This is a genomic window from Brevibacterium sediminis, from assembly GCF_024895295.1.
GTDB lineage: Bacteria > Actinomycetota > Actinomycetes > Actinomycetales > Brevibacteriaceae > Brevibacterium > Brevibacterium sediminis.
This window is the reverse complement of sequence record NZ_JAHQRN010000001.1, coordinates 168,086-193,325: the sequence shown is the minus strand read 5'-3', so window position 1 is coordinate 193,325 and position 25,240 is coordinate 168,086. Positions and strand designations below refer to the sequence as shown.

20 protein-coding genes are annotated in these 25,240 nt (G+C 65.9%); 7 read left to right on the top strand and 13 right to left on the bottom strand.

The window, feature by feature from the left end; all coding sequences use genetic code 11:
* Positions 1-33: 33 nt before the first annotated feature.
* The 6 genes from KTJ89_RS00845 to KTJ89_RS00820 all read right to left on the bottom strand — a co-directional run bounded on the left by KTJ89_RS00845 (position 34) and on the right by KTJ89_RS00820 (position 6,198).
* On the bottom strand, positions 34-1,182 hold the full coding sequence (locus KTJ89_RS00845) for an acyl-CoA dehydrogenase family protein (RefSeq protein ID WP_139470308.1): 1,149 nt from the start codon (positions 1,180-1,182) through the stop codon (positions 34-36).
* A gap of 38 nt (positions 1,183-1,220) precedes the next feature.
* Entirely contained in the window at positions 1,221-1,748 is a 528-nt protein-coding gene (purE, locus tag KTJ89_RS00840) for a 5-(carboxyamino)imidazole ribonucleotide mutase (RefSeq protein ID WP_139470269.1), read from the bottom strand.
* A 78-nt stretch (positions 1,749-1,826) separates the two neighbouring features.
* A complete protein-coding gene (locus tag KTJ89_RS00835) occupies positions 1,827-3,029 on the bottom strand; it encodes a 5-(carboxyamino)imidazole ribonucleotide synthase (protein ID WP_259356616.1) in 1,203 nt (400 codons plus the stop codon).
* A 66-nt stretch (positions 3,030-3,095) separates the two neighbouring features.
* Complete coding sequence (locus KTJ89_RS00830) at positions 3,096-4,367, bottom strand: methyltransferase (protein WP_259356615.1); 1,272 nt, start codon at positions 4,365-4,367, stop codon at positions 3,096-3,098.
* Between the two features lie 53 nt (positions 4,368-4,420).
* Entirely contained in the window at positions 4,421-5,530 is a 1,110-nt protein-coding gene (locus KTJ89_RS00825) for an alkaline phosphatase family protein (protein ID WP_229663886.1), read from the bottom strand.
* 80 nt (positions 5,531-5,610) lie between these two features.
* The gene (locus KTJ89_RS00820; RefSeq protein WP_101546592.1) at positions 5,611-6,198 is read right to left on the bottom strand and encodes a DUF5998 family protein; all 588 of its coding nucleotides are present in this window, start codon (positions 6,196-6,198) and stop codon (positions 5,611-5,613) included.
* 80 nt (positions 6,199-6,278) lie between these two features.
* Here KTJ89_RS00820 and KTJ89_RS00815 point away from each other — a divergent pair, with 80 nt between their 5' ends.
* The 3 genes from KTJ89_RS00815 to KTJ89_RS00805 all read left to right on the top strand — a co-directional run bounded on the left by KTJ89_RS00815 (position 6,279) and on the right by KTJ89_RS00805 (position 12,681).
* Positions 6,279-8,951 (top strand): bifunctional acetate--CoA ligase family protein/GNAT family N-acetyltransferase, encoded by a 2,673-nt coding sequence (locus KTJ89_RS00815; RefSeq protein ID WP_139907458.1) that lies wholly within the window; start codon positions 6,279-6,281, stop codon positions 8,949-8,951.
* A gap of 277 nt (positions 8,952-9,228) precedes the next feature.
* Positions 9,229-9,783, top strand: a complete 555-nt coding sequence (locus KTJ89_RS00810; RefSeq protein WP_139470258.1) for a TetR/AcrR family transcriptional regulator — start codon at positions 9,229-9,231, stop codon at positions 9,781-9,783.
* Between the two features lie 147 nt (positions 9,784-9,930).
* Positions 9,931-12,681, top strand: a complete 2,751-nt coding sequence (locus KTJ89_RS00805) for a DNA gyrase/topoisomerase IV subunit A (RefSeq protein WP_259356614.1) — start codon at positions 9,931-9,933, stop codon at positions 12,679-12,681.
* 136 nt (positions 12,682-12,817) lie between these two features.
* Here the strand turns inward: KTJ89_RS00805 and KTJ89_RS00800 are convergent, their stop codons facing one another.
* Both KTJ89_RS00800 and KTJ89_RS00795 read right to left on the bottom strand, forming a co-directional pair.
* Positions 12,818-14,515, bottom strand: a complete 1,698-nt coding sequence (locus tag KTJ89_RS00800; RefSeq protein WP_139907456.1) for an adenylate/guanylate cyclase domain-containing protein — start codon at positions 14,513-14,515, stop codon at positions 12,818-12,820.
* Positions 14,515-15,387 carry a biotin--[acetyl-CoA-carboxylase] ligase gene (locus KTJ89_RS00795; RefSeq protein ID WP_259356613.1) on the bottom strand — a complete coding sequence of 291 codons (873 nt, stop codon included), beginning with the start codon at positions 15,385-15,387 and terminating at the stop codon, positions 14,515-14,517. The genes KTJ89_RS00800 and KTJ89_RS00795 overlap by 1 nt, the downstream gene beginning before the upstream one ends.
* A 67-nt stretch (positions 15,388-15,454) precedes the next feature.
* Here KTJ89_RS00795 and KTJ89_RS00790 point away from each other — a divergent pair, with 67 nt between their 5' ends.
* Together KTJ89_RS00790 and KTJ89_RS00785 are read left to right on the top strand one after the other, a co-directional pair.
* Positions 15,455-17,035, top strand: coding sequence for an acyl-CoA carboxylase subunit beta (locus KTJ89_RS00790; protein ID WP_139470250.1), 1,581 nt, complete (start codon positions 15,455-15,457; stop codon positions 17,033-17,035).
* Complete coding sequence (locus tag KTJ89_RS00785; RefSeq protein ID WP_253903675.1) at positions 17,032-17,412, top strand: hypothetical protein; 381 nt, start codon at positions 17,032-17,034, stop codon at positions 17,410-17,412. Before KTJ89_RS00790 ends, KTJ89_RS00785 begins: the two co-directional genes overlap by 4 nt.
* Before the next feature lie 46 nt (positions 17,413-17,458).
* On the opposite strand, the gene KTJ89_RS00780 is transcribed toward KTJ89_RS00785, so the two are convergent.
* From KTJ89_RS00780 to KTJ89_RS00770, 3 genes are all read right to left on the bottom strand, one after another.
* Complete coding sequence (locus KTJ89_RS00780; RefSeq protein ID WP_139470248.1) at positions 17,459-18,154, bottom strand: TetR/AcrR family transcriptional regulator; 696 nt, start codon at positions 18,152-18,154, stop codon at positions 17,459-17,461.
* Between the two features lie 60 nt (positions 18,155-18,214).
* On the bottom strand, positions 18,215-19,012 hold the full coding sequence (locus tag KTJ89_RS00775) for a carbon-nitrogen hydrolase family protein (RefSeq protein ID WP_259356612.1): 798 nt from the start codon (positions 19,010-19,012) through the stop codon (positions 18,215-18,217).
* Between the two features lie 110 nt (positions 19,013-19,122).
* A complete protein-coding gene (locus KTJ89_RS00770; protein ID WP_139907453.1) occupies positions 19,123-20,319 on the bottom strand; it encodes an MFS transporter in 1,197 nt (398 codons plus the stop codon).
* Positions 20,320-20,437: 118 nt separating this feature from the next.
* On the opposite strand from KTJ89_RS00770, the gene KTJ89_RS00765 reads away from it, so the two are divergent.
* Positions 20,438-22,111 (top strand): DUF885 domain-containing protein, encoded by a 1,674-nt coding sequence (locus KTJ89_RS00765; protein ID WP_259356611.1) that lies wholly within the window; start codon positions 20,438-20,440, stop codon positions 22,109-22,111.
* 13 nt (positions 22,112-22,124) lie between these two features.
* On the top strand, positions 22,125-22,892 hold the full coding sequence (locus KTJ89_RS00760; RefSeq protein ID WP_259356610.1) for a GntR family transcriptional regulator: 768 nt from the start codon (positions 22,125-22,127) through the stop codon (positions 22,890-22,892).
* Here the strand turns inward: KTJ89_RS00760 and KTJ89_RS00755 are convergent.
* Both KTJ89_RS00755 and KTJ89_RS00750 read right to left on the bottom strand, forming a co-directional pair.
* The gene (locus KTJ89_RS00755; protein ID WP_259356609.1) at positions 22,790-23,608 is read right to left on the bottom strand and encodes an aspartate/glutamate racemase family protein; all 819 of its coding nucleotides are present in this window, start codon (positions 23,606-23,608) and stop codon (positions 22,790-22,792) included. The genes KTJ89_RS00760 and KTJ89_RS00755 overlap by 103 nt on opposite strands.
* A gap of 13 nt (positions 23,609-23,621) precedes the next feature.
* Positions 23,622-25,139 (bottom strand): NCS1 family nucleobase:cation symporter-1, encoded by a 1,518-nt coding sequence (locus KTJ89_RS00750; RefSeq protein WP_259356608.1) that lies wholly within the window; start codon positions 25,137-25,139, stop codon positions 23,622-23,624.
* Between the last annotated feature and the right edge of the window lie 101 nt (positions 25,140-25,240).

Below are 25,240 nucleotides of genomic sequence, written 5' to 3'. Positions count from 1 at the left end.
TGTGCGGCCGGCAGCTCAGACCTCGAACCCGGTTCAGGCGAGGAGTTTGCGTCCCATCACCATCCGCTGGATCTGATTGGTGCCTTCGTAGATCTGCGTGATCTTCGCATCGCGCATCATCCGCTCGACCGGGTGGTCCACGACGTAGCCGGCACCGCCGAGCAGCTGCACGGCGTCAGTGGTGATCTCCATTGCGGCGTCGGAGGCGAAGGCCTTCGCCGCGGCGCCGAAGTACGTGAGGTCCTCATCGCCGCGTTCGCTCTTGGCAGCAGCGGTGTAGGTCAGCTGGCGTGCCGCCTCGAGCTTCATGCCCATATCGGCGAGCATGAACTGGATCGCCTGATTATCGGCGATCGACTTGCCGAACTGCTGCCGATCCTTGACGTAGGCCAGGGCGTAATCGAGCGCGCCCTGGGCGACGCCGACGGCCTGCGCGGCGATCGTGACTCGAGTGTGGTCGAGGGTGCGCAGGGCGATCTTCAGGCCTTCCCCGGGCTCACCGACGATGCGGTCGCCGGGCAGGCGGACATTGTCGAAGAGGAGCTCGCGGGTGGGCGAGCCCTTGATGCCGAGCTTGCGCTCCTTCTCACCGAAGGTGAAGCCCTCATCGGACTTCTCGACGACGAAGGCGGAGATGTTGCGTCCGCGGGCTCCGTCGGGGTCGGTCACGGCCATGACCGTGTAGTACTCGGATTCTCCGGCGTTGGTGATCCAGGTCTTGACACCATTGAGGATCCAGTCGTCGCCGTCGCGTTCGGCGCGGGTCTTCATCGATGCGGTGTCGGATCCGGCTTCGCGCTCGGACAGTCCGTAGGAGAATCCTGCTTCTCCGGCGGCCACGGACGGGAAGTACTTCTTCTTGATCTCTTCGCTGCCTCCGAGCTGGACGGGCATGCTGCCGAGCTTGTTCACAGCCGGAATGAGCGAGGACGAGACGCAGCCGCGTGCGACCTCTTCGATGATGATCGCCACGGCCAGCGCATCAGCGCCCATGCCCCCGTACTCTTCGGGGATGTGCGCGGCGAAGAAATCCGTCTCGACGAGGGCGTCGTGCGCCTCCTGCGGGTAGCGGGAGTCCGCATCGACCTCGGCCGCGAACGGCGCGATCTTCTTCTCGACGACATTGCGGACCGCGGCGCGAATCTCTTCGTGCTCTTCGCTGGGCTGGTACAGGTCGAACATCATTCTCCTCAGACTTATCAAACGTTCAGCAAGCCCTATTATTCCTGCAGCGCCCGGCCTTTGTCGAGAGCGACCTGCCGCAGCTGGCTCCGATAGTCGTCGAGACGCGTGCGCACAGCCTCAGCTTCGGCGCCCTGACCGGCCCCGAGGATGCGCGCCGCCAGCAGGCCGGCGTTCTTGGCGCCGCCGATCGAAACGGTGGCCACGGGAACTCCTCCGGGCATCTGCACGATGGACAGCAGCGAGTCCATTCCGTCGAGGTACTTCAGGGGCACGGGGACTCCGATGACCGGAAGCGAGGTCATCGACGCGATCATTCCGGGCAGATGGGCCGCTCCCCCGGCTCCGGCGATGATCACCCGGACGCCTCGCGCGGCCGCGGACTTCGCCCAGTCGACCATGTCCTCGGGCATGCGGTGGGCGGAGACCACCTCGGCGCTCGATTCGATGCCGAGTTCGTCGAGGGCGTCGGCGGCTGCTTTCATCGTCGGCCAGTCCGAGTCCGAGCCCATGACGATGCCGACCGGAGCCGCCGTGTCAGTGGAGTCTTCATTCGCTGTGGTCATCTGTGCTTCCTTCGTTGCAGGCGGTTGATATCCGCGTATCGGTGCCGGGTGGGTCCGGGGTGCAGTCGGCGCCGGGACTCAGCGTGCGCCGGGTTCGCTCTCGGCCCGGAGATTCTCCGGAGCGGGCATCTGAGGATGCGGATCGACGTCGACGCCGGCGATGAAATCGGCGGCATGCCGCGCTCGAGCGAGCACGAGCTGCCGATCCTCGCCGTAGGCGTTCACGTGGCCGACCTTCCGACCCGGGCGCACCCCCTTGCCGTAGAGGTGAACCTTGACCGCCGGGTCGTGAGCCATGACGTGCAGGTACGGCTGATAGAGGTCCTCATGATCAGCGCCGAGGATGTTGACCATCACGGACACGTCCTCCCGTGCCGCGGGGCTGCCGAGGGGAAGGTCGAGGACCGCGCGGAGGTGCTGTTCGAATTGGCTCGTCACCGCTCCGTCCTGGGTCCAGTGCCCGGTATTGTGCGGGCGCATTGCGAATTCGTTGATGAGGAACCCCTCGGCAGTCTCGAACATCTCCATCGCCATGACGCCGGTGACCTCGAGGGTGCCGGCGACAGTGAGGATCGCTTCGGTGATGGCCCGCGCCTTCTCATCACGCAGATCGGGAGCCGGGGCGATGGCCTCCTTGCACACACCGTTCTGCTGCCAGGTCTCGACGACCGGCCACACTGCGGTCTGCCCCATCGGGGACCTCCCGACCATGACGGCGAGCTCCCGGGTGAAGTCGACCTTCTCCTCGGCGAGCAGCTGGGGAACCTCGTTCAGCCACTCGACGGCCTCGTCGAGGCTGTCGATGACGCGCACACCCTTGCCGTCATAGCCTCCGCGGGGCGTCTTGAGGATGAAGGGGTATCCGACACGAGCGGCGAACGCTTCGACATCGGCGGCCGAGGTGATCTCCGCCCATCCGGGGTTGGGCAGACCGAGCTCGTCCATCTTCGTGCGCATCCGGATCTTGTCCTGGGCGAAGATGAGGGCATCGGGCCCGGGGCGCACTGCGTGTCCGGCCTCGACGAGGGCCTGCAGATGCTCCGGTGGGACGTGTTCGTGGTCGAAGGTGATGACGTCGACGGTCTCGGCGAAGGCCTTGAGCGTCGGATAGTCCGTATAGTCACCGACGGTCACCTCGTTGATGACCTGTGTGGCGGGGGCGTCGGCGGTCTCCGCAAGAACGGAGAAACGGACGCCGAGGGCTTCTGCGGCGGGGGCGAGCATGCGTGCCAGTTGTCCGCCGCCAATGACACCGATTCGAGGAAAAGTCACGTGTTCCATCCTATCTTCCGCGCCGGTCGCGGATCGACTGCGGTCAAATCGTGGATCGGCCGAGCGGTCGGCAGCTCATCTCAGTCCCAGTCTCCACAGTGAGGTCACTTCGGCGCTGCGGGCAGCGTGGAGCGCGTCGGCGGTATCAGCGGCGCGGGGATGGCGGGGCACCGTGTCGATGCGTTCGAGCACGCGCAGTCCTGCCGCCTCGATGCGTGCGCGGAGCTCACCTGAGGGCCTGAGGCCCAATCGTTCGGCGAGGTCGGAGATGATCAGCCATCCCTCCCCAGCCGGTGTGAGGTGGTCGGTCAGCCTCTCGACGAAGCGATGGAGGACAGCGGAGTCCGGATCGTAGATGCCGATCTCGAGTGCCGAGGTCGGCTGGGCCGGCAGCCACGGCGGATTGCACACGATGAGGTCGGCACGACCGGGCGGAAACAGGTCAGTCTCGATCACGCTCACATCGGCACCAGGACAGAGACGGTCGAGGTTCTCACTGGCGCAGGCGACGGCGCGCGGGTTGATGTCGGTGGCCACCACTGTCGCAGCGCCGCGCCGCAGCAGGATCGCAGCGAGGACTCCGGTCCCCGTTCCGAGGTCGAATGCGGTGCCGGTCGTCTGCGCGGAATCCGTGTCGGTCGAAACCGGACCGACGTTCCTTCCCCACGGCAGGGGCGTCTGCGCGACGAGATCGAGGTACTCTCCCCGCACAGGCGAGAAGACGCCGTAGCGCGGATGGACGAAATCGCCCAGAGCCGGGATCTCGACTCCTCGCAGCTGCCATTCATAAGCGCTGAGCACTCCGCCGAGTTCGGTGAGCGACACGCAGACCGGTCCGTCGGCCGGGCCGTAGGCGGCGCGGCAGGCGGCGGCGACGTCGGGGGAACGGCGCAGGGCGAGGTCGAAGTCCGGGCCGAGCTCGACGACGACTCTGCCGAGCAGCCGGGCCCGCTGCTCGATGGCGTCACGTTCCGCGAAGAATGACAGCGCGGGATCTAGAGCAGGGCCATCGCTGTCCCCGGGTCCCACGAATCGGTCTCTGCCCCGTCTGTCGCGGGATCGACCCCGGCCGCCGCGACGGCCGCCGGAACGTCGACCCCCTGTGCCTCCACGGTTTCCGCCTCGGTCGCCTCTGAGCCGACGGCTCATCGCCTGGACGAGTTGACGGCCGTTGTGGAAGTCTCCGCGCCACAGCAGTCCCACTCCGGCGCGTGTCAATCGGCAGGCTTCGTCGGCGGTTGTCTCGTCTCCGATGATCTGCACAGTCGCGGGAGGCGGCGCCCCGTTCTCAGAATGCCAGTGGGCTGTGCGGCCGATGCCGTCCTCGGTCCAGCGGATCGTCGTCAACGGGTGCTCCCAGAAGGTCGGTGGTGAGTCATCTCGGCTGCAGTCGGCACCGCTCACACGACGAGCAGCGGGATCTCCAGCTCCTGCTCCGTGGTGGAACCATGGTGACCGATGAGGGCCAGCGCCGAGGCGGATTCCACTTCCGAATCGACCACGGCGAAGCCATCGGTGCAGATGACGAGGAAATCCCCGATCCGCGGATAGACGTGCGGGGCGACTGGACCGAAATAGCCGCGGTCGATCGCCGAGGCCTTCGGCAGGATGAGCCCGCGGTCGTCGAGCGTCTCCTGCCAGACCGAGAGCACGTCCGCCTCCGCGCCCTCAGCAGCGTAGAGATGCAGTGCGCGCGGCTCTCCGCCGACGTGGCGCAGGCCGGCCTTGAGCTCAGGGAGTTCAGCGAGGTCGAAACGACGTTCGTGGTCGACGTCGACCATGCCGTGGTCGGCGGTGATGAGCATGGTCGCGTCGTGCGGCAGGTCGGAGGCGAGTCGGGACAGGGCGAGATCGACGCGTTCGAGTTCTTCTGTCCAAGCGGCGGAGTCCGCACCGTGCACATGACCGGTCTTGTCGAGATTGCCCCAATAGAGGTAGACGAGGCGGCGACCCGGAGCCCTCGCCTCGGCGAGAGCCTGGGCACAGCGCTCCTCCAGGCTCTTCGAGTCCCGGAATCTGCCTCCGCGCAGCGAGGCCCGGTTGAGGCCGCGTCCGGCGAACTTCTTCTCTCCGAGGCTGACCACATCGATTCCGGCATCGGTGAGGCGTTCGAAGAGCGTCGCATCGGGGACCCAGGCGACGGGGTCGACGTCGAGGTTCCACGTCAGCTGGTTGAACACCGCGTCCTTCTCCGGGTCGAGGACGCGGTAGCCGACCACGCCGTGGGCGCCGGGCAGGCGGCCCGTGGCCAACGACGACAGAGAGTTCGCCGTCGTCGACGGGAATCCGGCGGACAGGGTACGGCGTGTTCCGGCCTGCGACCGGAAGAAGGGAGTGTATCCGCTGTAGCGGCGCAGCTGCTGCTCCCCGAGACCGTCGATGAGCACAACGATCGTCGCCCGGGACTCCCGGTCGAGTCCGAGCGTTCGTGCACGATCGGACATCGGCGCATCGAGGGCGTCGGCCGCACCGAGGCTCAGCGCCGCGGCGGGAACGACATCGGAGAGCATGGGACCCGCATAGTCCGGGGGCCCCAGGTGCTCAGCACCGGATGGGTCCTGCTGCCTTTGACTCGTCGAGTCCTCGCTCATCAGCGGCGCGACCGCAGCCGGGCGTGGAAGACTGCGGCGCGCAGCTTCCCGGCGAAGTCGGCCATTCGGTCGACGGCGGCCTGCCCTTCGGCCTCGGCCGAGACCCGGAGCATGACATCCTCGGCGAAGATCGATCCGCCGTATCCGTGATCGCCCATGCAGTTGGGATCTCCGCAGGTCTCGGGGAAGGCCTCGATGCGCTTCGACGCACCCCAGGACATGGTCAGCGAAACCTCGACGGGCTTGTCACCGGGCTTGTAGGCGGCCGGATCGGCGAAGGTGCGGCCGACCATCACGGTACCCAGGCGATCGAGTTCGATGTCCTCGCTGCTCGTGACGGCGCGGGGTTTGGCGCCGGGTTCCGCGTTCGGATCGTCATCGACGTGAGCCAGTAGGAGGCGGGTCTCGGTGAGGACGAAGGCGGTGACATGCCGGTGGATGGATTCGATGTCGACATGTGTGTCGATGTGGACGAAGTGGGCCAAGACCGGTTCGTCGTAGAGCGAGTCGGCGAGGATGCCCTGAGTGAGCTGGGGATAGTAGCCGGCCGACTGCAGATCGTGAACGAGAACTTCGGGTAATGCCATGCCCACTATTGTGCCCCACTCCTCTGACTTGTCCCAGCGAGGTCGGCCATATCAGGACGCCCGACGCATATGCTGGGACCATGGAAGACTATCCTGCCGGGTGGGAAGCCGATGTCGTCCTCCGCGACGGCGGCACCGCCCACCTTCGCCCGATCACCCCTGACGATTCCGCTGCTCTGGCCCGCATGCACGAGGCCCAATCGCCGGAGTCCGTCTATCTGCGCTTCTTCGCTCCGCTGCCCCGGCTTCCCAAACGCGACCTCGACCGCTTCGTCAACGTCGACCACCACGACCGAGTGGCGCTGATCATGCTCATCGGCGACGACATCATCGGCGTCGGCCGCTTCGATCGGATCACCGACACCGACGCCGAGGTGGCGTTCAACATCGCCGACGCCCACCAGGGTCGCGGGGTCGGTTCGATCCTGCTGGAGCATCTGGCCGCGGCCGCGCGCGAATCGGGGATCCAGCGATTCACCGCCGAGGTGCTTCCCCAGAACCGGTCGATGCTGCAGGTCTTCCAGGCCGCCGGCTACGAGGTCTCCCGCGGTTTCGATGACGGTGTCGTGGCCGTGAAGTTCGACATCGATCCCACGGCACGGTCCATCGAAGTGCAGGCCTCCAGGGAACACAGGGCCGAGGCCCTGAGCGTGCGCACGGTCCTCCACCCCGCCTCGGTGGCGGTGATCGGCGCCAGCCGCAAACGCAACTCCACCGGACATCTGCTCATCCGCAACATCACGGCCGCGAAGTTCACCGGCGACCTGTGGGTCGTCCACCCCGAAGCCGATCAGATCGCCGGCGTCCAGGCCTATCCGAGCCTCGCCGATCTGCCGGGCAAGGCCGACCTCGCGGTCATCGCCGTGCCCGCCGAGTCCGTCACCGAGGTGGTCAAGGACTGTGCCGTGCACGGGGTCAAAGCCGTGCTCGTCATCTCCTCCGGATTCGCCGAGACCGGTCCCGAGGGGGCCGAACTCCAGCGCCGCATGGTCGCAACCTCCCGCGCCTACGGAATGCGCGTGGTCGGGCCGAACTCCTTCGGATTGGTCAACGAGGCCGCCGACATCTCGCTCAACGCCTCTCTGGCCCCGTTCCTCCCGGCTTCCGGAACGCTCGGGCTCTTCAGTCAGTCCGGGGCGCTGGGCACCGCCCTGCTCGCGGCGGCGAAGACCCGCGGACTGGGCATCTCCACCTTCGTCTCCGCAGGCAACCGCGCCGATCTCTCCGGCAATGACCTCCTCCAGTATTGGGAGGAGGATCCGGCCACGCAGACCGTCGGTCTCTACCTCGAATCCATCGGCAACCCGCGCAAGTTCTCGCGCATCGCCCGTCGAGTCTCGCGCGTCAAACCCGTCGTCGTCATCAAGTCCGACCTCACGGGCCGGGAGCTGCCGCCCGGGCATATCGTGCGTACCTCTTCCCTGGCGCCGAACACCCTCGACCAGGTGCTCGAGCAGGCGGGAGTGATCCGCGCGGATACGATCCACCAGCTCTTCGACCTCACCCAGGTGTTCTCGACCCAGAAGCTGCCGGCGGGCCGCCGGGTCGGGGTCATCGGCAACTCCGCGGCGATGAGCACCCTGATCATGCAGCGCGCCCGTTCCGAAGGTCTGCGCGTCGACACCGAGCCCGTGTCCCTGCACCCCGAGGTCGATGCGGAGACCTTCCGGACCGAACTCGATGCGATGTATGCCCGCGACGACGTCGACTCGGTCATCGTCACCTTCACCCCGTCGGCCGGTGCGGAGGAGACGGAGATCGCCGGCCTGCTGTCCGAGTCGGCCGCACGCTCGGGGAAGACCACGGTCGCCTGCTTCCTCGGCATCCACGGTGTCCAAGACGAACTGACCACGTACCTCACCGATGAGGCCGGCAGCCGGGTCTCCCACACCGTCCCCAGCTATATCGGTCCCGAAGATGCTGTGTGGGCTCTGGCCAGGGCCACGGACTATGCCCGGTGGAGGGCCGCCGACCACGGGCGCTACACCGAGCTCGACGACATCGATGACAAGAAGGTGCGGACGATCATCGACGCAGCCCTGGAGGGGGCACAGCCGGGCTCCCCCGTCAGGCTCGAACGCGACGACGCCCGCGACCTGCTCAGCGCCTACGGAATCGAGGTGCTTCCCTACGTCACGGCCTCCTCGGTGGACGAAGGAATCGCCGCGGCTGAGAAGATCGGGTATCCGGTCGCCCTCAAGGCCGTGACCACGGTGCTGCGGCACCGGATGGAGCTCGGCGGTGTGCGCCTGAACATCGACACCCCAGAGGAGCTCGCCGAGGATTTCACCGCGATCCAGGAGACCATCCGGCAGCTGGCCGGTGAGGATGAGCCGCTCGTCGACGTGCAAGCGATGGCCCCGCATGGTGTCCCCTGCGTCCTCCGCGCCGGTGAGGATCCGCTGCTCGGTCCGCTGCTGGCGTTCTCTTTGGCCGGGGACACCACGGAGCTGCTCGGCGATGTCGCTCATCGGGTCGCCCCGATCACCGACAAGGAGGCCGGGGACATGATCCGGTCGATCAAGGCCTCCCCGCGGCTGTTCGGCTATCGCGGTCTGCCGCCGATGAACATCGAACCGCTGCGCAATGTGCTGGAGAGGCTCGCTGTGCTGGTGGAGAACCATCCGCAGATCCTCGAGCTCGTCATCCACCCGATGGTCGCCACAGAGACCGAGTCGCATGTGCTCAGCGCCCACGTCGACCTCCTGCCCGACCCGACTCGGATCGACAGCACCCGTCGACTGCTGAGCTGAGACGGATCGGAGCAGACGCCCGCCCAGCTGAAAGGAGAATCCACACCCGCCGCAGGCCGTCTTCGAATTTCACTGTCACAGCGGCATATTGGCGCGTCCTATACCAATTCGCAGACTTGACGGGTAGTGTCTGTATCCGTTCACCACGAAATGTTATGAATTCGTGTTTTAATGAATGGCCGCTCCGGCGGCCATTGTCTGTGGCCAGTCACTGGTCATCCACCGTCCCAGGCGCCCGCGTTCAGCAGGTGTCCCATGAGAGCGAGGCCTCACAGTCATGATTTCGCGCAGAGACGTCGTCACCGACTCCGCGATCGCCGTAGTCGCCGAACAAGGAGTCCGCGGACTCACCCATCGGGCAGTCGATGCACTGGCCGAACTGCCGGTGGGGTCGACTTCGAATGTCTACCGCACCCGCGATGCCCTGATCACCGGAATCATGGAACGCATCGGAGAGCTCAACTCCCAGCAGCTCGAACGCCTGCCGGAGCTGGTACGTGCTCCTGGCGCTGACCCGATCGAGGTCGCCATCGACTTCTGCATGAACTGGCTGACCACGGACCGCAACCGGTTCTACACGATGATGATGCTCAGCCTGGATCCGGCTCTGCCGCCTGAGGCAGTGATCGCCAAGGAGAAGAACCTCCGCGCGATCAGGGAATTCATCATGCGCTTCGCCGGCATCGACGCCGAATACGCGCAACGGGTCAACAGCTCGGTCGCGGGCATGATGGTCAGCGAACTCGTCGCCGGCACGGCTGAGCGCTCGCATGTCGAGGCATACCTCAAGGAGTTCTTCCAGTGGCTGCGCAGCGGCCGCGACGATGCCTGAGCTCCGACACGAACCCTCCGGGAACGCCCGATTGAGCAGGAGTTCGCAAATCGAACGCTAGAATCGACGGGTGCCCTCCCCCGCTGAGGTCTAGCCTCGGCGCGGGCGGGTGTTCGAATCGAACAGTTCGTGCGTCAAAGGAGTTCCATGCCCGAAGGCAGAGTCATCGAAGTCGACGTCTCCTCAGAGATGGAGAGTTCGTTCCTCGAATATGCGGTCTCGGTCATCCACTCCCGCGCACTGCCCGACGCCAGGGACGGCCTCAAACCCGTCCAGCGGCGCATCGTCTACCAGATGGGCGATATGGGGCTGCGCCCTGACCGCGGACATGTGAAGTCCTCGCGCATCGTCGGCGATGTCATGGGCAAGCTCCACCCGCACGGCGACACCGCGATCTACGACGCCCTCGTGCGCCTCAGCCAGGGCTTCATCATGCGTGTGCCCCTGGTCGACGGCCACGGCAACTTCGGCTCCCTCGACGATGGTCCCGCTGCCCCGCGCTACACCGAGGCTCGACTCACGACCGCGTCGATGCACATGATCGCCGGGCTCGACGAAGACGTCGTCGACTTCGTGCCGAACTACGACAACACACTCACCCAGCCCGAGGTCCTGCCCAGCGCTTTCCCGAATCTGCTCATCAACGGCGCCTCGGGCATCGCCGTCGGCATGGCCACGAACATGGCCCCGCACAATCCCGGCGAGGTCATCGCCGCCTGTGCCCACCTCATCCGCAATCCCGATGCCGGACTCTCGGAGCTCATGCGCTTCATCCCCGGCCCGGATCTGCCCACCGGCGGACGGATCATCGGCCTCGACGGAGTGCGCGAGGCCTATGAGACCGGTCGCGGCACCTTCCGCACCCGCGCCACCGTGTCCATCGAGAACATCAGTGCCCGCCGCAAGGGAATCGTCGTCACTGAACTGCCCTACCTCGTGGGACCGGAGAAGGTCGTGTCGAAGGTCAAGGACGCGGTCGGGGCGAAGAAGCTGTCCGGAATCGCCTCGATCGATGACTATTCGGATCGCAAGAACGGCATGCGTCTGGTCATCGGCGTGAAGAACGGCTTCAACCCCGAGGCGGTGCTGGCGGAGCTCTACCGCCAGACTCCCCTCGAGGAATCGTTCAGCATCAACAACGTCTGCCTCGTCGAGGGACAGCCGCGGACCCTGGGACTGCGCGAGCTGCTCATGGTCTACCTCTCCCATCGCATCGACGTGGTGCGCAGGCGCACGGTCTTCCAGCTGCGCAAGGCCAAGGACCGGCTCCACCTCGTCGAAGGTCTGCTCATTGCGATCCTCGACATCGATGAGGTCATCCAGCTCATCCGCTCCTCGGACGATGCGGCCACGGCCCGCACCCGCCTCATGGACGTCTTCGAGCTCTCCGAGCTGCAGGCGACCTACATCCTCGATCTGCAGCTGCGTCGGCTCACGAAGTTCTCGCGTCTCGAACTCGAGGCCGAACGCGACGAGCTGAAGAAGACGATCGATTACCTCGAATCGCTGCTCGCCGATGAGGCGAAGCTGCGGGAACTCGTCGCCTCGGAACTGGAGTCCACGGCCGAGGTCATCGGCTCTCCGCGACGCACCGTCCTCATCGAAGGCTCGATGAAGGAGCTGACGGCCAAGGGCAAGAAGGCTCCGACGAACCTCAAGATCGCCGATTCTCCCTGCCGGGTGCTGCTGTCGACCTCCGGACGCATTGCGCGCACCTCGGATGCCGCTCCGCTGGCACGTGAGGGTCGCCGCTCCAGCCATGATGCGCTGGTCTCGGAGATCGTCACCACCACTCAGGGCAAGGTCGGCGCCATCACCACCACCGGTCGACTGCACATGGTCGACGTCGTCGATCTGCCCGCCCTGCCGCCGGCCGCGGCACGGCCCAATGTCGCCGGCGGTGTGAAGATCGCCGAATATGCGGCGCTGGAGAAGAACGAGAAGATCATCGGTCTGATCGACCTCGACCGGGAATTCGTCCTCGGCACCGCCGACGGCGTCGTCAAACGCGTGTCGGTGGCCGGTCGGCCGAACAAGAACGAGTGGGAAGCCATCACCCTCAAGGGAAAGGACTCCGTCGTCGGGGTCGCCCAACCCGAGGACATCGACGATTCCCTCTCCGTATTCGTGACCTCGAATGCTCAGCTGCTCGCCTTCGACGCCTCCGGTCTGCGTGCACAGGGCTGGAACGCCTCGGGTGTGGCCGGAATCAAGGTGGCCGCCGAGGCGAAGGTGATCTTCTTCGGAATGACTCCGAAGGCGGCGAAGACCGACGAGGACGGAGCCGCGGATGCCGAGCTCGGCAGCTTCGCGGTCGTCACTATCGCCAGCGGTGAGAACTTCTACGGCGCCCCATCGTCGTCGATCAAGGTCAGCGAATTCTCCGAGTTCCCGACCAAAGGGCGAGCCACCTCCGGGGTGCGCGCCCACAAGTTCCTCAAGGGCGAGACCGAACTGTCACTGGCCTGGGTCGGCGACTCTCCGCAGGCTGCTGCCACCGCCGGCGGTGCACGCACGCTTCCGGCCGAACTGTCCCGTCGCGATGGGACGGGATCGCCGTTGGAATCGAAGATCGATGTCATCGGCACGCTGCCCCGCCTCGGCGGTGCCGAATCCGCCGACCGTTCCCCGGCGGCCGACGGCGACGAATCGGCTGAGGCATCAGCCGAAGCTGACGCTGATTCTGCATCCGGCACCGGCGAAGAGAAGCCGAAGTCCGGCGGAAAGCGATCAGCACGCAAGGAGCAGCAGGGGCAGCAAGGACTGGCGACCAGTTTCGATGAGCTCGATCTCGACCTCGATGAGGCCAAGGACGAGATCGCGCGGTCGAAGTTCGACACCGAAGGCGCCGTGATCGTCTCTCATGACGACGAGGACGACGACTCCGCCCTGTTCTGAGCTCGGACCGGCCCTGACGGAGAGCCCTGCTCTGGCGAACCACTCGGCCCGTCGGCCGTTTCAGCAGCTGAGCCCAGCACCTCGGTGCCAGGCTCAGCTGTCTGCCGCCTGTGCTGTCAGCGGCCGCTGCAGCCGCTCACTGGTCTGAGTTCTCGGGATCGTCGTCGAGGTCGAGGCGCATCTTGGCTGCCGTGCCGCGCTTCATCTCACCGATGGCGGTCTCGCCGAGTCCGTGCAGCGAAATCGAATCGCGCGGTTCGAAGACGTAGTCGTCCGAGGCCGAGAGCACTCGTGCGGTCTCCTCGTCGGTGAAGATCGTCCCGGGATCGGCCACGGCCGTCAGGCGGGCGGCGAGGTTGACGCTGGAGCCGAAGATATCGCCGAGGCGGGAGAGCACCCGTCCCCAGACGAAGCCGACGCGCGCCTGGGGCAGGTCCTCGGCGGCGGTCACGCGCTCCATCAGCGTCATGGCGATCTCGGCCCCGGCCAGAGGGGTCGACGCGGCGAAGAACACTTCATCGCCGACGGTCTTGATGACCCGTCCGCCGCCGGTGGCGACGATGTTGTAGGCCATGCCCTGGAACTCCTGGACCATGTCCGCCAGCTGCCGTGGCTCCATCTTCTGCGACAGGCGGGTGAAGGAGACGAGATCGATGAATCCGACGGCGCGGGCCAACGGCATCGAGGAGTCGTACCAGCCCTGCCTGTTGTCCATGGCCAGCCCGTCGGAGACATTGACGTTGAGACGGCCCATGACGTCGGCGAGGTTGCGCCGCCAGGAGTAGGTGAGCATCTTCTGCAGCGGGTCGATCATCTCTTCGACGACGGCCAGGGCATCCCGGCGTGCTTCCGGGTCGGTCAGTCCCTTCTCCTCGGTGAGGAATTCGACAAGGGTCTCCATCTGCCAGACGACGAGGCGGTCCGTCGTCTGGCCGATCGCCCGGGCCAGGGACAGCGCGGTGGTCTGGTCGATGAGACCGTCGGCGACGGGCTTGGCCCAGATCCGCAGGGCGTGCGCATCGCTGACGGTGTAGGCCTTATCCGTCGGCTTCGCCTGGGACATGCCGAGGGCCCGCCACATCTTCCGGGCCGAGACCGTGGAGATCCCGCCGAGTTTCGCGGCCTCCCGTCGGTCGAGGACGCGCTTGCCGTCGAGCAGGATCTCTTCGAGTCGTTCGGCCGCGGTTCGGGTCTCATAGATCGTGTCGTCGAAGTCGGGACCGTCCGCGTCGAGAGCTCCGTCGGCGTCGTCCTCGTCGATGATCGGCAGCGCTGTAGTGCGCGGATCCTCACGCAGGCCGCTGAAGAAGTCCTCATCGACGTCGATGTCCGGGTCGGCCGCATCCGCATCCGCATCGGCAGCATCCGCGGGGGGTGCGCCAGGATCAGCCGTGACCTCGTCGGCGAGCTGCGCGCCGACCTCTCCTGCCTGAGGAGCGGACCCCGTCAGGCCGCCGACAGGCTCGTCATCGCCGTCGACGTCATCATACGGATCGCCCGCACTCGACTCGGCCGCCTCCTCGGGGAGGGTGTCCGGGGAACGATCGTCCGCCTCGGCGGTCGACGAGGTCTCACCGTCGTCCTTCGGCTCCGGGCTCGGCGAAGAATCGGGGGCGGACCGGCTATCCGACTCCGTCCGGGGTACGGCATCGGACTGGGACTGAGCGGTCGGCTGCGATGCGTCGGCGGACCGGGGCGCGTCGCTGTGCGACTGGGTGCCGGCGTCGGCCGGCCGAGTCTCTGCGGAGGTGCCTGCGGCTTCTCCGACCTCGGGTGTGCCCAGCCGTTCCGGTTCGACGATGTCGAATCCGGCGGTGAAGTCCGAAACCGCCATCAGTCTTCGCTCCTCTCCGCAGCGGTCGGGGCCGCGGCCGGACGCAGATGGTGGACGTCTCCGGCGCTTAAGCACACCTGATCGTCGATGATGAGGTCGGCTCCTGCGTCCAGCCCCGTGGCGGTGCCGATGATGTCGGAACCGTCGGGCCTCTCCACCCGAACCCTCGATCCGAGCGTCACCATATGATCACGCACTCTCCGCGCTGTGCGGCTGTCGCGGAAATCCTCATCTCCATAGTCGATCAGCTCTCTGTAGCAGGGGATCAGTGTGCCGAGAATCGAGATTAGCAATGCTTCATGATCAATTTCTGAACCGTCGGCTCCGGTTTCGATCGCTATTGAGCTCGCGTCTTCGCGCGGCAGATCAGCAGGCTCCAACCGGGTGTTCAGCCCCATCCCCAACACGATCCGCGGTCCGCCGGCCAGGGGTTCGACGCGTGCGAGGATCCCGCACAGCTTCCTGCCCTCGGCGGTGAGCACGTCGTTGGGCCATTTGATCGCGGCGGGCACTCCCGCCTCGGTGACGGCGGAGTGCACGGCCTCACCGGCGATGAGCGGGATCCATCCCCATTGGGAGAACCCGGCCGGGGGTGTGAGCAGAATGGACCACGTCAGCGACCGGCGGGCGGGCACCGTCCAGGTCCGGCCCAGTCGGCCGTGTCCGGCGTTCTGGAAGTCGGTGCCGCGGATGGTGAATTCGGCCACGGGCGAACCGGCGTCGGCTCCTTCTCGGACCACTCGCGCAAGTTCGTCATTCGTCGACGTGCAGCTATCGTCCCAGATCAGCGGCGGGAGCGAGAGACCTCGGTCCGCAGCGGTGCGGCGCACTGAGTCGACGTCGACGAGGAGGGAATTGTGTTGGCTGTTCACCAGACCACTCTAGATTCTTTTGGTGAGAGTGCACAACGAAGTCTCACGTCATCGTTATTGTGGAGACATGACGGATACCCCACGGACCACAGCCGAGCGCATCGACGCATTCACCCAGCGCCGAGAAGCAGCCCACACGGGCAATCAGCGCTCGGTGGACAACCAGCACAAGCGCGGCAAACAGACCGCCCGTGAACGCATCGACGCTCTCCTCGACGCCGACTCCTTCCAAGAGATCGACGAATTCGCCCGCCATCACAATCACCAGTTCGGGATGCAGGACAACCGCCCCGACGGTGACGGAGTCGTCTGCGGACTGGGCACGATCGAAGGCAAGACCGTCGCGGTCTTCGCTCACGACTTCACCGTCCTCGGCGGATCCCTCGCCGAAGCCAACGGCCGCAAGATCGTCAAGGTGCAGAAGCTCGCTCTCAAGCTCGGCTGCCCGATCATCGGCATCAACGACTCGGGAGGCGCCCGGATCCAGGAAGGCGTCGGATCGATTGCGCTGTTCGCCGAGATCTTCCGCCTCAATGTCGCCTCGTCCGGAGTGATCCCCCAGATCTCGCTCATCATGGGCCCCTCGGCCGGCGGCGCCGTGTACTCCCCCGCACTGACCGACGTCACGATCATGGTCGATCAGATCAGCCACATGTACATCACCGGCCCCGACGTCATCAAGACCGTCACGGGAGAGTCCGTCGGCCATGAGGAGCTCGGCGGCGGACGGACGAACAACACCGTGTCCGGAAACGCGCACTACCTGGCCTCGGATGAGGACGATGCGCTCAACTATGTGCGCGACCTGCTCTCGTTCCTGCCGCAGAACAACCTCGACCCGGCCGATGCCGACGAATTCGAGTCCGATCTGTCGGTGACTCCCGAGGACGAGGCGCTGGACACGCTCATGCCGGATTCGCCTTCGCAGCCCTACGACATCCTCGACGTCGTCACCACGATCCTCGACGACGGCGACTTCCTGCAGGTCTCCGAGCTCTTCGCTCCGAACGTCGTCACCGGCTTCGGCCGCGTCGAAGGGGTGAGCGTCGGCGTCATCGCCAACCAGCCCATGCAGCTGGCCGGCACCCTCGACATCGACGCCTCGGAGAAGGCCGCACGCTTCGTGCGCCTCTGCGATGCCTTCAACCTGCCGATCCTCACCTTCGTCGATGTGCCCGGGTTCCTGCCGGGCACCGACCAGGAGTACGGCGGCATCATCCGCCGCGGCGCCAAGCTCATCTACGCCTACGGCGAGGCCACCGTTCCGCTCGTCACCCTCATCACCCGCAAGGCCTACGGCGGCGCGTACTGCGTGATGGGGTCGAAGCAGCTCGGTGCCGATATCAATCTCGCCTGGCCGAGCGCGCAGATCGCGGTCATGGGCGCCCAGGGTGCGGCGAACATCGTCTATCGCCGTAAGCTCAAGGCCGTCGAAGAGGCCGGAGAGGACGTCGAAGCGGCGCGTGCCGAACTCATCCAGGACTACGAGGATGCGCTGCTCAACCCGTACCTGGCCGCCGAGGAAGGCTACATCGACGCCGTCATCAAGCCGAGCGAGACCCGCAGCCGGATCGTGCGTTCCCTGCGTGCGCTGAAGAACAAGCACGTCGACGCTCCCGCGCGCAAGCACGGTAACATCCCCCTATGAGCGATGATCTGCAGACCGACGCCGAGGCGGACCTGCCCGGCGAAGTCGACGCCGAGGTGACCGGCCCCGGCGAGGACGCGGCCGCCGAGGAGGGCGCGGCCACAGCCTCAGACGGGGCGCTGCGGGTGCCCTCCGTGGAGGGACGCTCACAGGTGCGCGCCGATGACGGCGAACCGATCAGCGACGAGATGGCCAGTGCGGCGGCTGTGGCCGCGGTCGTGGCGATCCGTCAGGTGGCGATCGCCTATGCGGCCCAGCAGGCCAGCGCGGAGGCCGAGTCCGAAACCCGCAAGGGCGATCGGGCGGGTTTCCGGGCTCCACGCCGCAATGTGCGCAAGCGCCTCCCCCAGACCTGGGACCAGCACCTGGGTCGCTGAGGCCCCGCCGGACCCGGCCCTCGACGGACTCCCGTCTGCTGTTTCTCTAGTCGGCTTCTTCGCGGAAGAGCGCACGCAGTTCGTCGAAGAGTCTGTCGATCACTGGTCCCGGATCTCCGTCGACTCGTCGCATCCGGGTGAACGTCGCCTTGAGCGCCATCATCGCCAAGGCGGCGACGGCTTCGGCTCGCGGGGAGACTTCGATATCGTCGTCGGCATAGTCACCGGAGTGAGCCCCCATGACGTCCACCGGCGCCGAGGAGGTCCCGTCGAGTCGGCGTTGGATGATCTGCCGGAAGAGCCGTTCGTTGTTGCCCATCCGCGACATCTGCAGCGGTATCAGCGACGGGTCCTTTTTCAGCATGAGATGGTACTGGTGCATATCGTCGCGCTTCTCCATCCGAGTGGCGACGATGAATGCGAGCAGATGTTCGAGGTCGGCGACGAGACGCCCGTGGGGTCCCCCGGCTTCGAATTCCTCGATGGCCGGTTGGTCCTCTTCGTCGAAGACGGTGTCCGCGCGACCGAGCAGCGCCTCGTCCTTCGATGAGTAATAGTTGAAGAAGGTTCGTCGGGAGACTCCGCAGCGCTCACAGATGTCTTCGACGGTGACGTTGTGATAGCCCTTCTCCAGGGCCAGGTCGATGGCGGCACGGCGAAGAGCCTGCCCGCGTTCACGCTTCTTGCGTTCGCGCAGTCCCTCGACCGGCGGTGACGTTTGGACCTCTGAACCAGAACTCATGGGAACAGTATTGCAGTCGCTGCATTTTCACCGGAAATGCGTTGAGCGCCCGTCTCAAGTTCAGTACCCGAGTTTCGCGTTCGTGAGCACCGGAACCGTCTCCGCTGCGGTATCGGCGGCGCTGAGGTCGATCTCGACGAGTTCGAGTCGTTCGGCACCGTCGAGTGAGTTCAGCACCTTCCCGAGGGGGTCGGAGACCAGACTGTGGCCGACCCCGGTCGGCCCCTTCTTCGGAACCGGGACGCCGGTCACTTCGGGATCGGCTTGGCCGAGGGCGGCGATGAACATATTCGAGTCCAGGGCACGGGCGCGGGCGAGGATCTCCCACTGTTCGGCCTTGCGCGGTCCCGCACCCCAGGAGGCGGCGACGACGGTCAGGCGTGCGCCCCGCCGACTGAGTTCGGCGAAGAGCTTCGGGAACCGGATGTCGTAGCACAGGGCCAGGCCGATGTCCTCGCCGTCGATGGTGAAGAGCACCGGCGCCTCTCCCGCCTCGACGGTGTCGGACTCCTTGAATCCGAAGGCGTCGTAGAGGTGGATCTTCGCATAGTCGCTGCGCCGGCCGTCAGGGGAATAGACGGCGAGCAGGTTGATGACTTTGTCGTCCGTGGCCGCGAATTCGCCGACGACGACGGTGATTCCGGTCTCGGCGGCGAGCTCGCTCAGCGCGGCCCGCCACGTCTCGGAGTGCTCCTCGGCGATGGTGCGCAGGCCGGATCCGAACGCCGACATCGTCGCTTCGGGGAAGACGACGAACTGTGCGCCTGCCGCGGCGGCCCGGCGGGAATAGGAACGGACCTTCTCAAGGTTGTCGGCCACCTCGGTGGTGGTGTTGATCTGAGCGAGCGCGAACTTCATTCTCATCCTCCAGTCGTTCCCTCCACCCTATCTCCCCAATTACTACCTGACGGGGGCCCAGCAACCTCGCGCCAGGTAGCTGGGCCCCCGTCAGGTAGCAATTAGCGGGATCAGGTGAGGTATTCGCGGCCGGGGCGACCGCCTCGGCGACGTCCGTGCACCCACACGTACACGCCGATGGCGACCACGACGAGCCCGGCACAGACCAAGAACATTCCGTTTCCGCCGGTGAACGGGTAGAGAAATCCGAGGACGACCGGGCCGATGCCGGACCCTGCGTCGAGGAGGAGGAAGAACGACGCCGTGGCCACGGGAACGCGGCTCATCGGCACGGATTTGACGGTGATTGCCTGCATGCACGGCATGAGGGAGCCGAAGCCGAGGCCGATGAGCACTCCGGCGAGGACGATCCCCGTCATCGTCGGCCACAGCGCCAGCAGGACATTGCCGGCGATATCGGCGATGAAGACGGGGAAGATCACCGCATTGTCGCCGAAGGTGTCCTGCAGCCGTCCCACGAACAGACGGGCGAACAGGGAGGCCACGGCGAAGGCCACGAAGAACAGGGACGCGGCGGAGGCGACGCCGTGTTCGGCCGCATAGCCGGCGAGGAACACCAGCGCCGCCGCGTAGGCGATGCCGGCCAGAAGCATGACCGAGCCGATCCGCAGCCCGTCCCGATCGACGAGGGTGCCGAGTTTGAGATGCCATTTCGTGCGCCGCTGATAGTCGCTGATCTCCTGCAGGGGCAGCCGGATGAGGAAACAGCAGATGAGGGCGAGGACGGACATGAACGCCGAGGCGACGAAGAGCATGACGAAGTCGAACTCGCGGGGCAGAATGACGCCGAGGTACGGTCCGAGCGCCGTCGACAGGGTCGTCGCCGTGCCGAAGTATCCAGTGCCCTCTCCCCGGCGGGAGGCCGGGATGATGCTCTGGATGGCCGTCATGATCGCCGTGTTCCCGGCGCCGAAGGCGATTCCGTGGACGATGCGCAGCGTCAGGAGCAGAGTGAGGTCGCCAGCGAAGATATAGGCCAGTGAGGCGAGCACGGAGACCGCCATGGTGATGATGAGCAGTTTGCGCCTGCCGATGAAGTCGAGATACTTCCCGGTGAGCACGCGAGCGACCACGGCACCGACGACGAACGATGAGGAGGCGAAGCCGGCTGCGGCCTCACCGGCGGAGAACCGCGCCACCGCGTACCCGGCCATCGACGTCATGAGCAGGTAGAAGACCATCGACATCGAGAGGTTGAGCCCGATTCCGACGATGAAGTCCTTCGTCCACAGCTTCGCTCGTGCCACTGGAGATCGGTCTCACTTTCTGCTGCCTGCGGGGAACAGTGACACATTAGCGGGTTCTCAGCGATTGCGTGGTCCGGTCCACCACGGATGTGACTCAGCTCGCGATAGGGTGGTCATCATGACTGTGAAGAGAACCCCTTCCGCCGTCGATGCGGTCGCTGAAGACTACGTCGATGACATGCTCGCCCTCTCCCCCTCGCTCGCCCTCTACCTCGGTCTCGACGGTGCACAGGGCTTCGACGACTTCTCGCCGGCCGGACTCTCCGCGCTCAATGACGTCACCGTGCGGACGCTGGCTCGCCTCGATGATGTCGCGGACTCTTCCGACCTCGACGATGTCGACCTCGTGACCATCGATGCGATGCGTGATCGCCTCGGCGTCGACCGGGACTACTTCGCCGCCGGGATCAAGCACGCCAGCCTCAATGTCATCGAATCGCCGCTGCAGCAGGTCCGCGACGCCTTCGACCTCATGCCCACGGATACCGTGGCCGATTGGGAGACGATCTCGACCACCCTGGCTGCCGTGCCCGGCTCGCTGGCCGGATACCAGGAGTCCCTGGCGATGGCGCGTGACAACGGTCGCGTCGCCGCCCGTATCCAGGTCGAGAAGGTCGTCGAACAGGCCCGCGCCCTGGCCGAGCCCGGCAGCAACTTCGATCGTCTCGTCGCCGGTGCCGATGTTCCCGACGCCCTGCGTTCGGATCTCGACACCCACGCCGAGGCGGCCCGCAAGTCCGCCTCGGACCTGGCTGAATTCCTCGGCGAACAGGTGCTGCCCGCCGCCGGTGACGACGAAGCGTGCGGTCGCGAAGCATATGCGCTGTATTCCCGCGACTTCCTCGGCGCCGAGGTCGACTTCGATGAAACCTATGCATGGGGCCTCGAAGAACTCGAGCGCATCGACGCCGAACAGCGAGAAGTGGCAGAGAAGATCATGCCCGGCGCCGACCTGTTCGAGGTCATGGACGCTCTCAACAACGACCCGCAGCGGACCCTGCACGGCACCGAGGCGCTGCGGGACTGGATGCAGGGTGTGGCCGATGAGGCGATTCGCGAACTCGGCAAGTCCCATTTCGACATTCCCGAACCCGTGCGCACGATCGAGTGCATGATCGCGCCTTCGGCCACCGGCGGCATCTACTACACCGGCCCGACCGACGATTTCTCCCGACCCGGCCGCATGTGGTGGTCGGTGCCCGAAGGCGTCACGGACTTCGCCACCTGGCAGGAGAAGACCACCGTCTACCACGAGGGTGTGCCCGGCCACCATCTCCAAGTCGGTCAGGCCACCTACGTCTCCGACACCCTCAACCGCTGGCGCCGCCTCATGTGCTGGGTATCCGGCCACGGTGAGGGGTGGGCGCTGTACGCGGAGAAGCTCATGGCCGATCTCGGGTTCCTCGACGATCCCGGCGACTATCTCGGCATGCTCGATTCGCAGCGGCTGCGTGCCGCCCGTGTCGTCCTCGACATCGGCTTCCACCTCGGCCTCGAGGCACCTGAGAGCCTCGGCGGCGGGATCTGGAACCGGGAGAAGGCATGGCAGTTCCTCACCGACAATGTGGCCATGGACCGGTCGTTCCTGGCCTTCGAGCTCGACCGCTACCTCGGCTGGCCCGGGCAGGCACCGAGCTACAAGATCGGTCAGAGACTGTGGGAGCAGTACCGTGACGAGGCGAAGGCTGCGGCGGGTGCCGATTTCGACCTCAAGGACTTCCACACTCGGGCGCTGGGCCTCGGCTCGGTCGGGCTCGATACTCTGGGCCGTGCCATGAAGCGCTCACAGTGAGGTGAGGGACCGGATGAAGTCTGCCGAGAGTCCCCAGTCGGAGACCATGCGAGTCACCGAGGCGCTGCGCAATGAGATCATCGAAGGCCACCGCCGACCGGGTTCACGGCTCGTCGAACGCAACCTCGCCACCGAGCTCGGCGTCTCACGGGTGCCCATCCGCGAGGCGCTGAAGAAACTCGCCTCGGAAGGGCTGGTGACGAACCGGCCCAACACCTGGTCGACGGTCAGGGAGTTCTCCCCCAGCGACATCGCCGACCTCAACGAGGTGCGCACAGTCTTCGACGTCCTCTCGTTCGAGCTCGCCGCTCAGCGCCATACCCGCGAGGGCCTGGCTCGACTGGAGGCCACGATGCTCAAGGGCCGAGAGCTCGCCGATGCCGGGGACGTCGCCGGTGCCCATCGCTGTGCCGCGGAATTCCATGCCATCGTCACCGAGCTCTCGGGCAATGAGCTCCTCGGTGAGATCGGTGCCCTGCTGGATTCACGGATGCGGTGGCAGCTGAGTCAGCATGATGACCTTGCCGTCGTCGCCACCGAGCATGCCGAGCTCTTCGACGCCATCGCCCGCCGGGATCAGACGCTGGCCGGGTCGCTGGCCGGTCGTCATCTGGGAACGAGTCAGGAGCAGCACGACAAGCATTCGAAGCGGTTGGCCGAGACCGGACCCGAAGAAGCTCAGGCCGAACCTGCTGCGACCGAGTCCGTCGCAGAGTCAGTCGCGGTGCCTGCCGCCGAGGATGCAGAGCCCATCGCAGCGGATCCGGCCGACGTCGACTGACCGAGCGGCCAGCCGCTGAGCTTCTTCTCACGGGCGGGCGCATAGGTGCGCACCTTCGACGTGCTCAGCCCCAGCCCGACGAGAGATTCGGCCAGGCGCACGGCGGCCGCGACCCCGTCGACGACGGGCACGGCACAGCGCTCCGTGATCGTCGCCCCGAGCTCGGCCATGCCACCGCAGCCGAGCACGATGGCCTCGGCACGGTCACGGTCGACCGCCTCGGCGGCCTGATCGGTGATCGCTTCGATCGCAGCCTGCGGATTCTCCTCGAGCTCGAGCACGGCCATTCCCGAAGCCCGCACGGACACGCAATGGGAGTCGAGACCGGCCAACAGCAGTCTGTCCTCGATGAGCGGGAGGGTCCGGTCGAGGGTAGTGACGACGGAATAGCGGCGGCCGAGGAACATCGCCAGGGCGGCCCCCGCCTCGGTGATGTCGACGACGGGCACGTCCAACAGCTCCTGCAGGCCCTCGCGGCCGTGCTCTCCGTACCCGGCCTGGATCACGGCGTCGAATTCGCCGGGATATTTCAGGACGGCGTCCATGACGCCGAGCGCCGCGAGATGGCTTTCGACGTTGCCTTCGCAGGATTCGGCTCCGAATTCGGGGGTCAGACCGATGATCTCGGTTCCCGCCGAGGCGGCCTGCCGTGCCACGCGGGCGATGCCCTCGGTCATGGACTCGGTCGTATTGACGTTGACGACGAGGATTCTCACGATTCGGCTCCGATCAGTGATGGGTCGGGACGGCGATCTCCTCACCGTCGACCTCACGGAAGGTGAAGTCGCGGCGGGCGATGACGAAGTAGACGAGCGCGGCGATCGCGGCCCCGGAGAACCAGGAGAACTCGGAGATGCCGGAGAACGCGGGTACGAGCGCGAAGACCAGTGAGATCGCCGAGGCGGGGATGAAGGCTCCGATGGCTCGCCAGTTGACTCCGCGGTGGTAGAAGTACTCACCGTCGCCGGCTTCGGTGTAGAGCTGAGGCACATTGACCTTCGTTCTGCGCACCACCCAGTAGTCGACCATGATCACGCCGAACAGGGGTCCGAGCAGGGCGCCGAGTCCACCGAGGAAGTAGACGATGACCACTGGTGAGTCATACAGGTTCCAGGGCAGGATGACGAAGCCGATGACGGCGGAGATGATGGCGGCGCTGCGGAAGTTCAGGTGGCGCGGGAACAAGTTCGTCAGCGCATAGGTCGGGGCGACGAAGTTCGCCATGAGGTTGACTGCGACGGTGAGCAGGAGAAGAGACAGGGAAGCCAGCACGAGCAGGACAGGACTGCCGATCGACTGGACGATATCGGCCGGTGAGGTGATGACGGTGCCGTCGATCTTGTACTGGGCGCCGGCCAGCGAGATGACGACGAGTCCGAAGACGAGCATGTTCACCGGGATGCCCCAGAAGTTGCCGACGACGATCGAGCCGCGCTTCTTCGCGGCCCTCGTGAAGTCGGAGAAGTTGAGCACGAAGGTGCCGTAGATGGACACCCATAATGCGCCTCCGCCGAAGATGTGCGCCCACATCTCCCAGCCGCTGAGCGCGTCGTCGGTCGACCACGCGATGGAGAAGTCGACGCGGATGAGCATCCAGACGGCCAGGGCGAGGAAGGTCACGAGGATGATCGGTCCGGCGATGGCTTCGTAGCGGCGGATCATCTCCATCCCGTAGCTGACGATGATGACTTGGATGACCCACAGCAGGGTGAAGGAGAACCAGCCGAGCCCGGAGAGTCCGAGGAATTCGGCATCGGCCCATGACTGCAGTCCGGGGAACATCGTCAGCAGCATGACGTTGAGGACGCTCGAGGCCAGGTAGGTCTGGATGCCGAACCAGGCGATGGCGACGATGCCCCGCACCGAGGCGGCCAGCTGGGCCCCGTGGATGCCGAAGGAGATCCGGCTCATCACCGGATAGGGCACGCCTGTCTTGTAGCCCATGAAACCGGAGAGGGTGAGCAGGAAGAACAGCAGGGCCGCACCGACGAGGAGGGCGACGAGGATCTGCCAGGCCCCGAGGCCGAGTGCGAAGAGTCCGAGTGCGAAGCCGTAGTTGCCCAGAGAGTGCACGTCGTTGGCCCACAGGGTGAAGACGCTGTAGGCCGTCCAACTGCGCCCCTCCTTGCGGGATGGGGCGAGATCGGCGTTGTAGAAGCGCGGACTGATGCGATGAGCCGCCAACTGTTCGGGGCTGGGCCCCAGGCGTGTGGGCGCTGGCGCCTCCGCCGATTCGGTCTTCCTCATGCAGTCCACTCCTTGGATCCGGTCAGCGCCCAAACTGGGATACCAAAAAAGTAAACACAGCTCTGTGACACCGTTCATCTGACCGATTCAGAGTAACCCAG

Excerpts from the sequence above, each read along its gene's own strand:
- KTJ89_RS00820 (WP_101546592.1), bottom strand. The coding sequence starts at position 6,198 with ATGGCATTACCCGAAGTTCTCGTTCACGATCTGCAGTCGGCCGGCTAC.
- KTJ89_RS00825 (WP_229663886.1), bottom strand. The coding sequence starts at position 5,530 with ATGCTCTCCGATGTCGTTCCCGCCGCGGCGCTGAGCCTCGGTGCGGCC.
- KTJ89_RS00760 (WP_259356610.1), top strand. The coding sequence starts at position 22,125 with ATGAAGTCTGCCGAGAGTCCCCAGTCGGAGACCATGCGAGTCACCGAG.
- KTJ89_RS00810 (WP_139470258.1), top strand. The coding sequence starts at position 9,229 with ATGATTTCGCGCAGAGACGTCGTCACCGACTCCGCGATCGCCGTAGTC.
- KTJ89_RS00805 (WP_259356614.1), top strand. The coding sequence starts at position 9,931 with ATGCCCGAAGGCAGAGTCATCGAAGTCGACGTCTCCTCAGAGATGGAG.
- KTJ89_RS00835 (WP_259356616.1), bottom strand. The coding sequence starts at position 3,029 with ATGGAACACGTGACTTTTCCTCGAATCGGTGTCATTGGCGGCGGACAA.
- KTJ89_RS00750 (WP_259356608.1), bottom strand. The coding sequence starts at position 25,139 with ATGAGGAAGACCGAATCGGCGGAGGCGCCAGCGCCCACACGCCTGGGG.
- KTJ89_RS00780 (WP_139470248.1), bottom strand. The coding sequence starts at position 18,154 with ATGAGTTCTGGTTCAGAGGTCCAAACGTCACCGCCGGTCGAGGGACTG.
- KTJ89_RS00765 (WP_259356611.1), top strand. The coding sequence starts at position 20,438 with ATGACTGTGAAGAGAACCCCTTCCGCCGTCGATGCGGTCGCTGAAGAC.
- KTJ89_RS00800 (WP_139907456.1), bottom strand. The coding sequence starts at position 14,515 with ATGGCGGTTTCGGACTTCACCGCCGGATTCGACATCGTCGAACCGGAA.
- KTJ89_RS00815 (WP_139907458.1), top strand. The coding sequence starts at position 6,279 with ATGGAAGACTATCCTGCCGGGTGGGAAGCCGATGTCGTCCTCCGCGAC.
- KTJ89_RS00785 (WP_253903675.1), top strand. The coding sequence starts at position 17,032 with ATGAGCGATGATCTGCAGACCGACGCCGAGGCGGACCTGCCCGGCGAA.
- purE (WP_139470269.1), bottom strand. The coding sequence starts at position 1,748 with ATGACCACAGCGAATGAAGACTCCACTGACACGGCGGCTCCGGTCGGC.
- KTJ89_RS00775 (WP_259356612.1), bottom strand. The coding sequence starts at position 19,012 with ATGAAGTTCGCGCTCGCTCAGATCAACACCACCACCGAGGTGGCCGAC.
- KTJ89_RS00790 (WP_139470250.1), top strand. The coding sequence starts at position 15,455 with ATGACGGATACCCCACGGACCACAGCCGAGCGCATCGACGCATTCACC.
- KTJ89_RS00845 (WP_139470308.1), bottom strand. The coding sequence starts at position 1,182 with ATGTTCGACCTGTACCAGCCCAGCGAAGAGCACGAAGAGATTCGCGCC.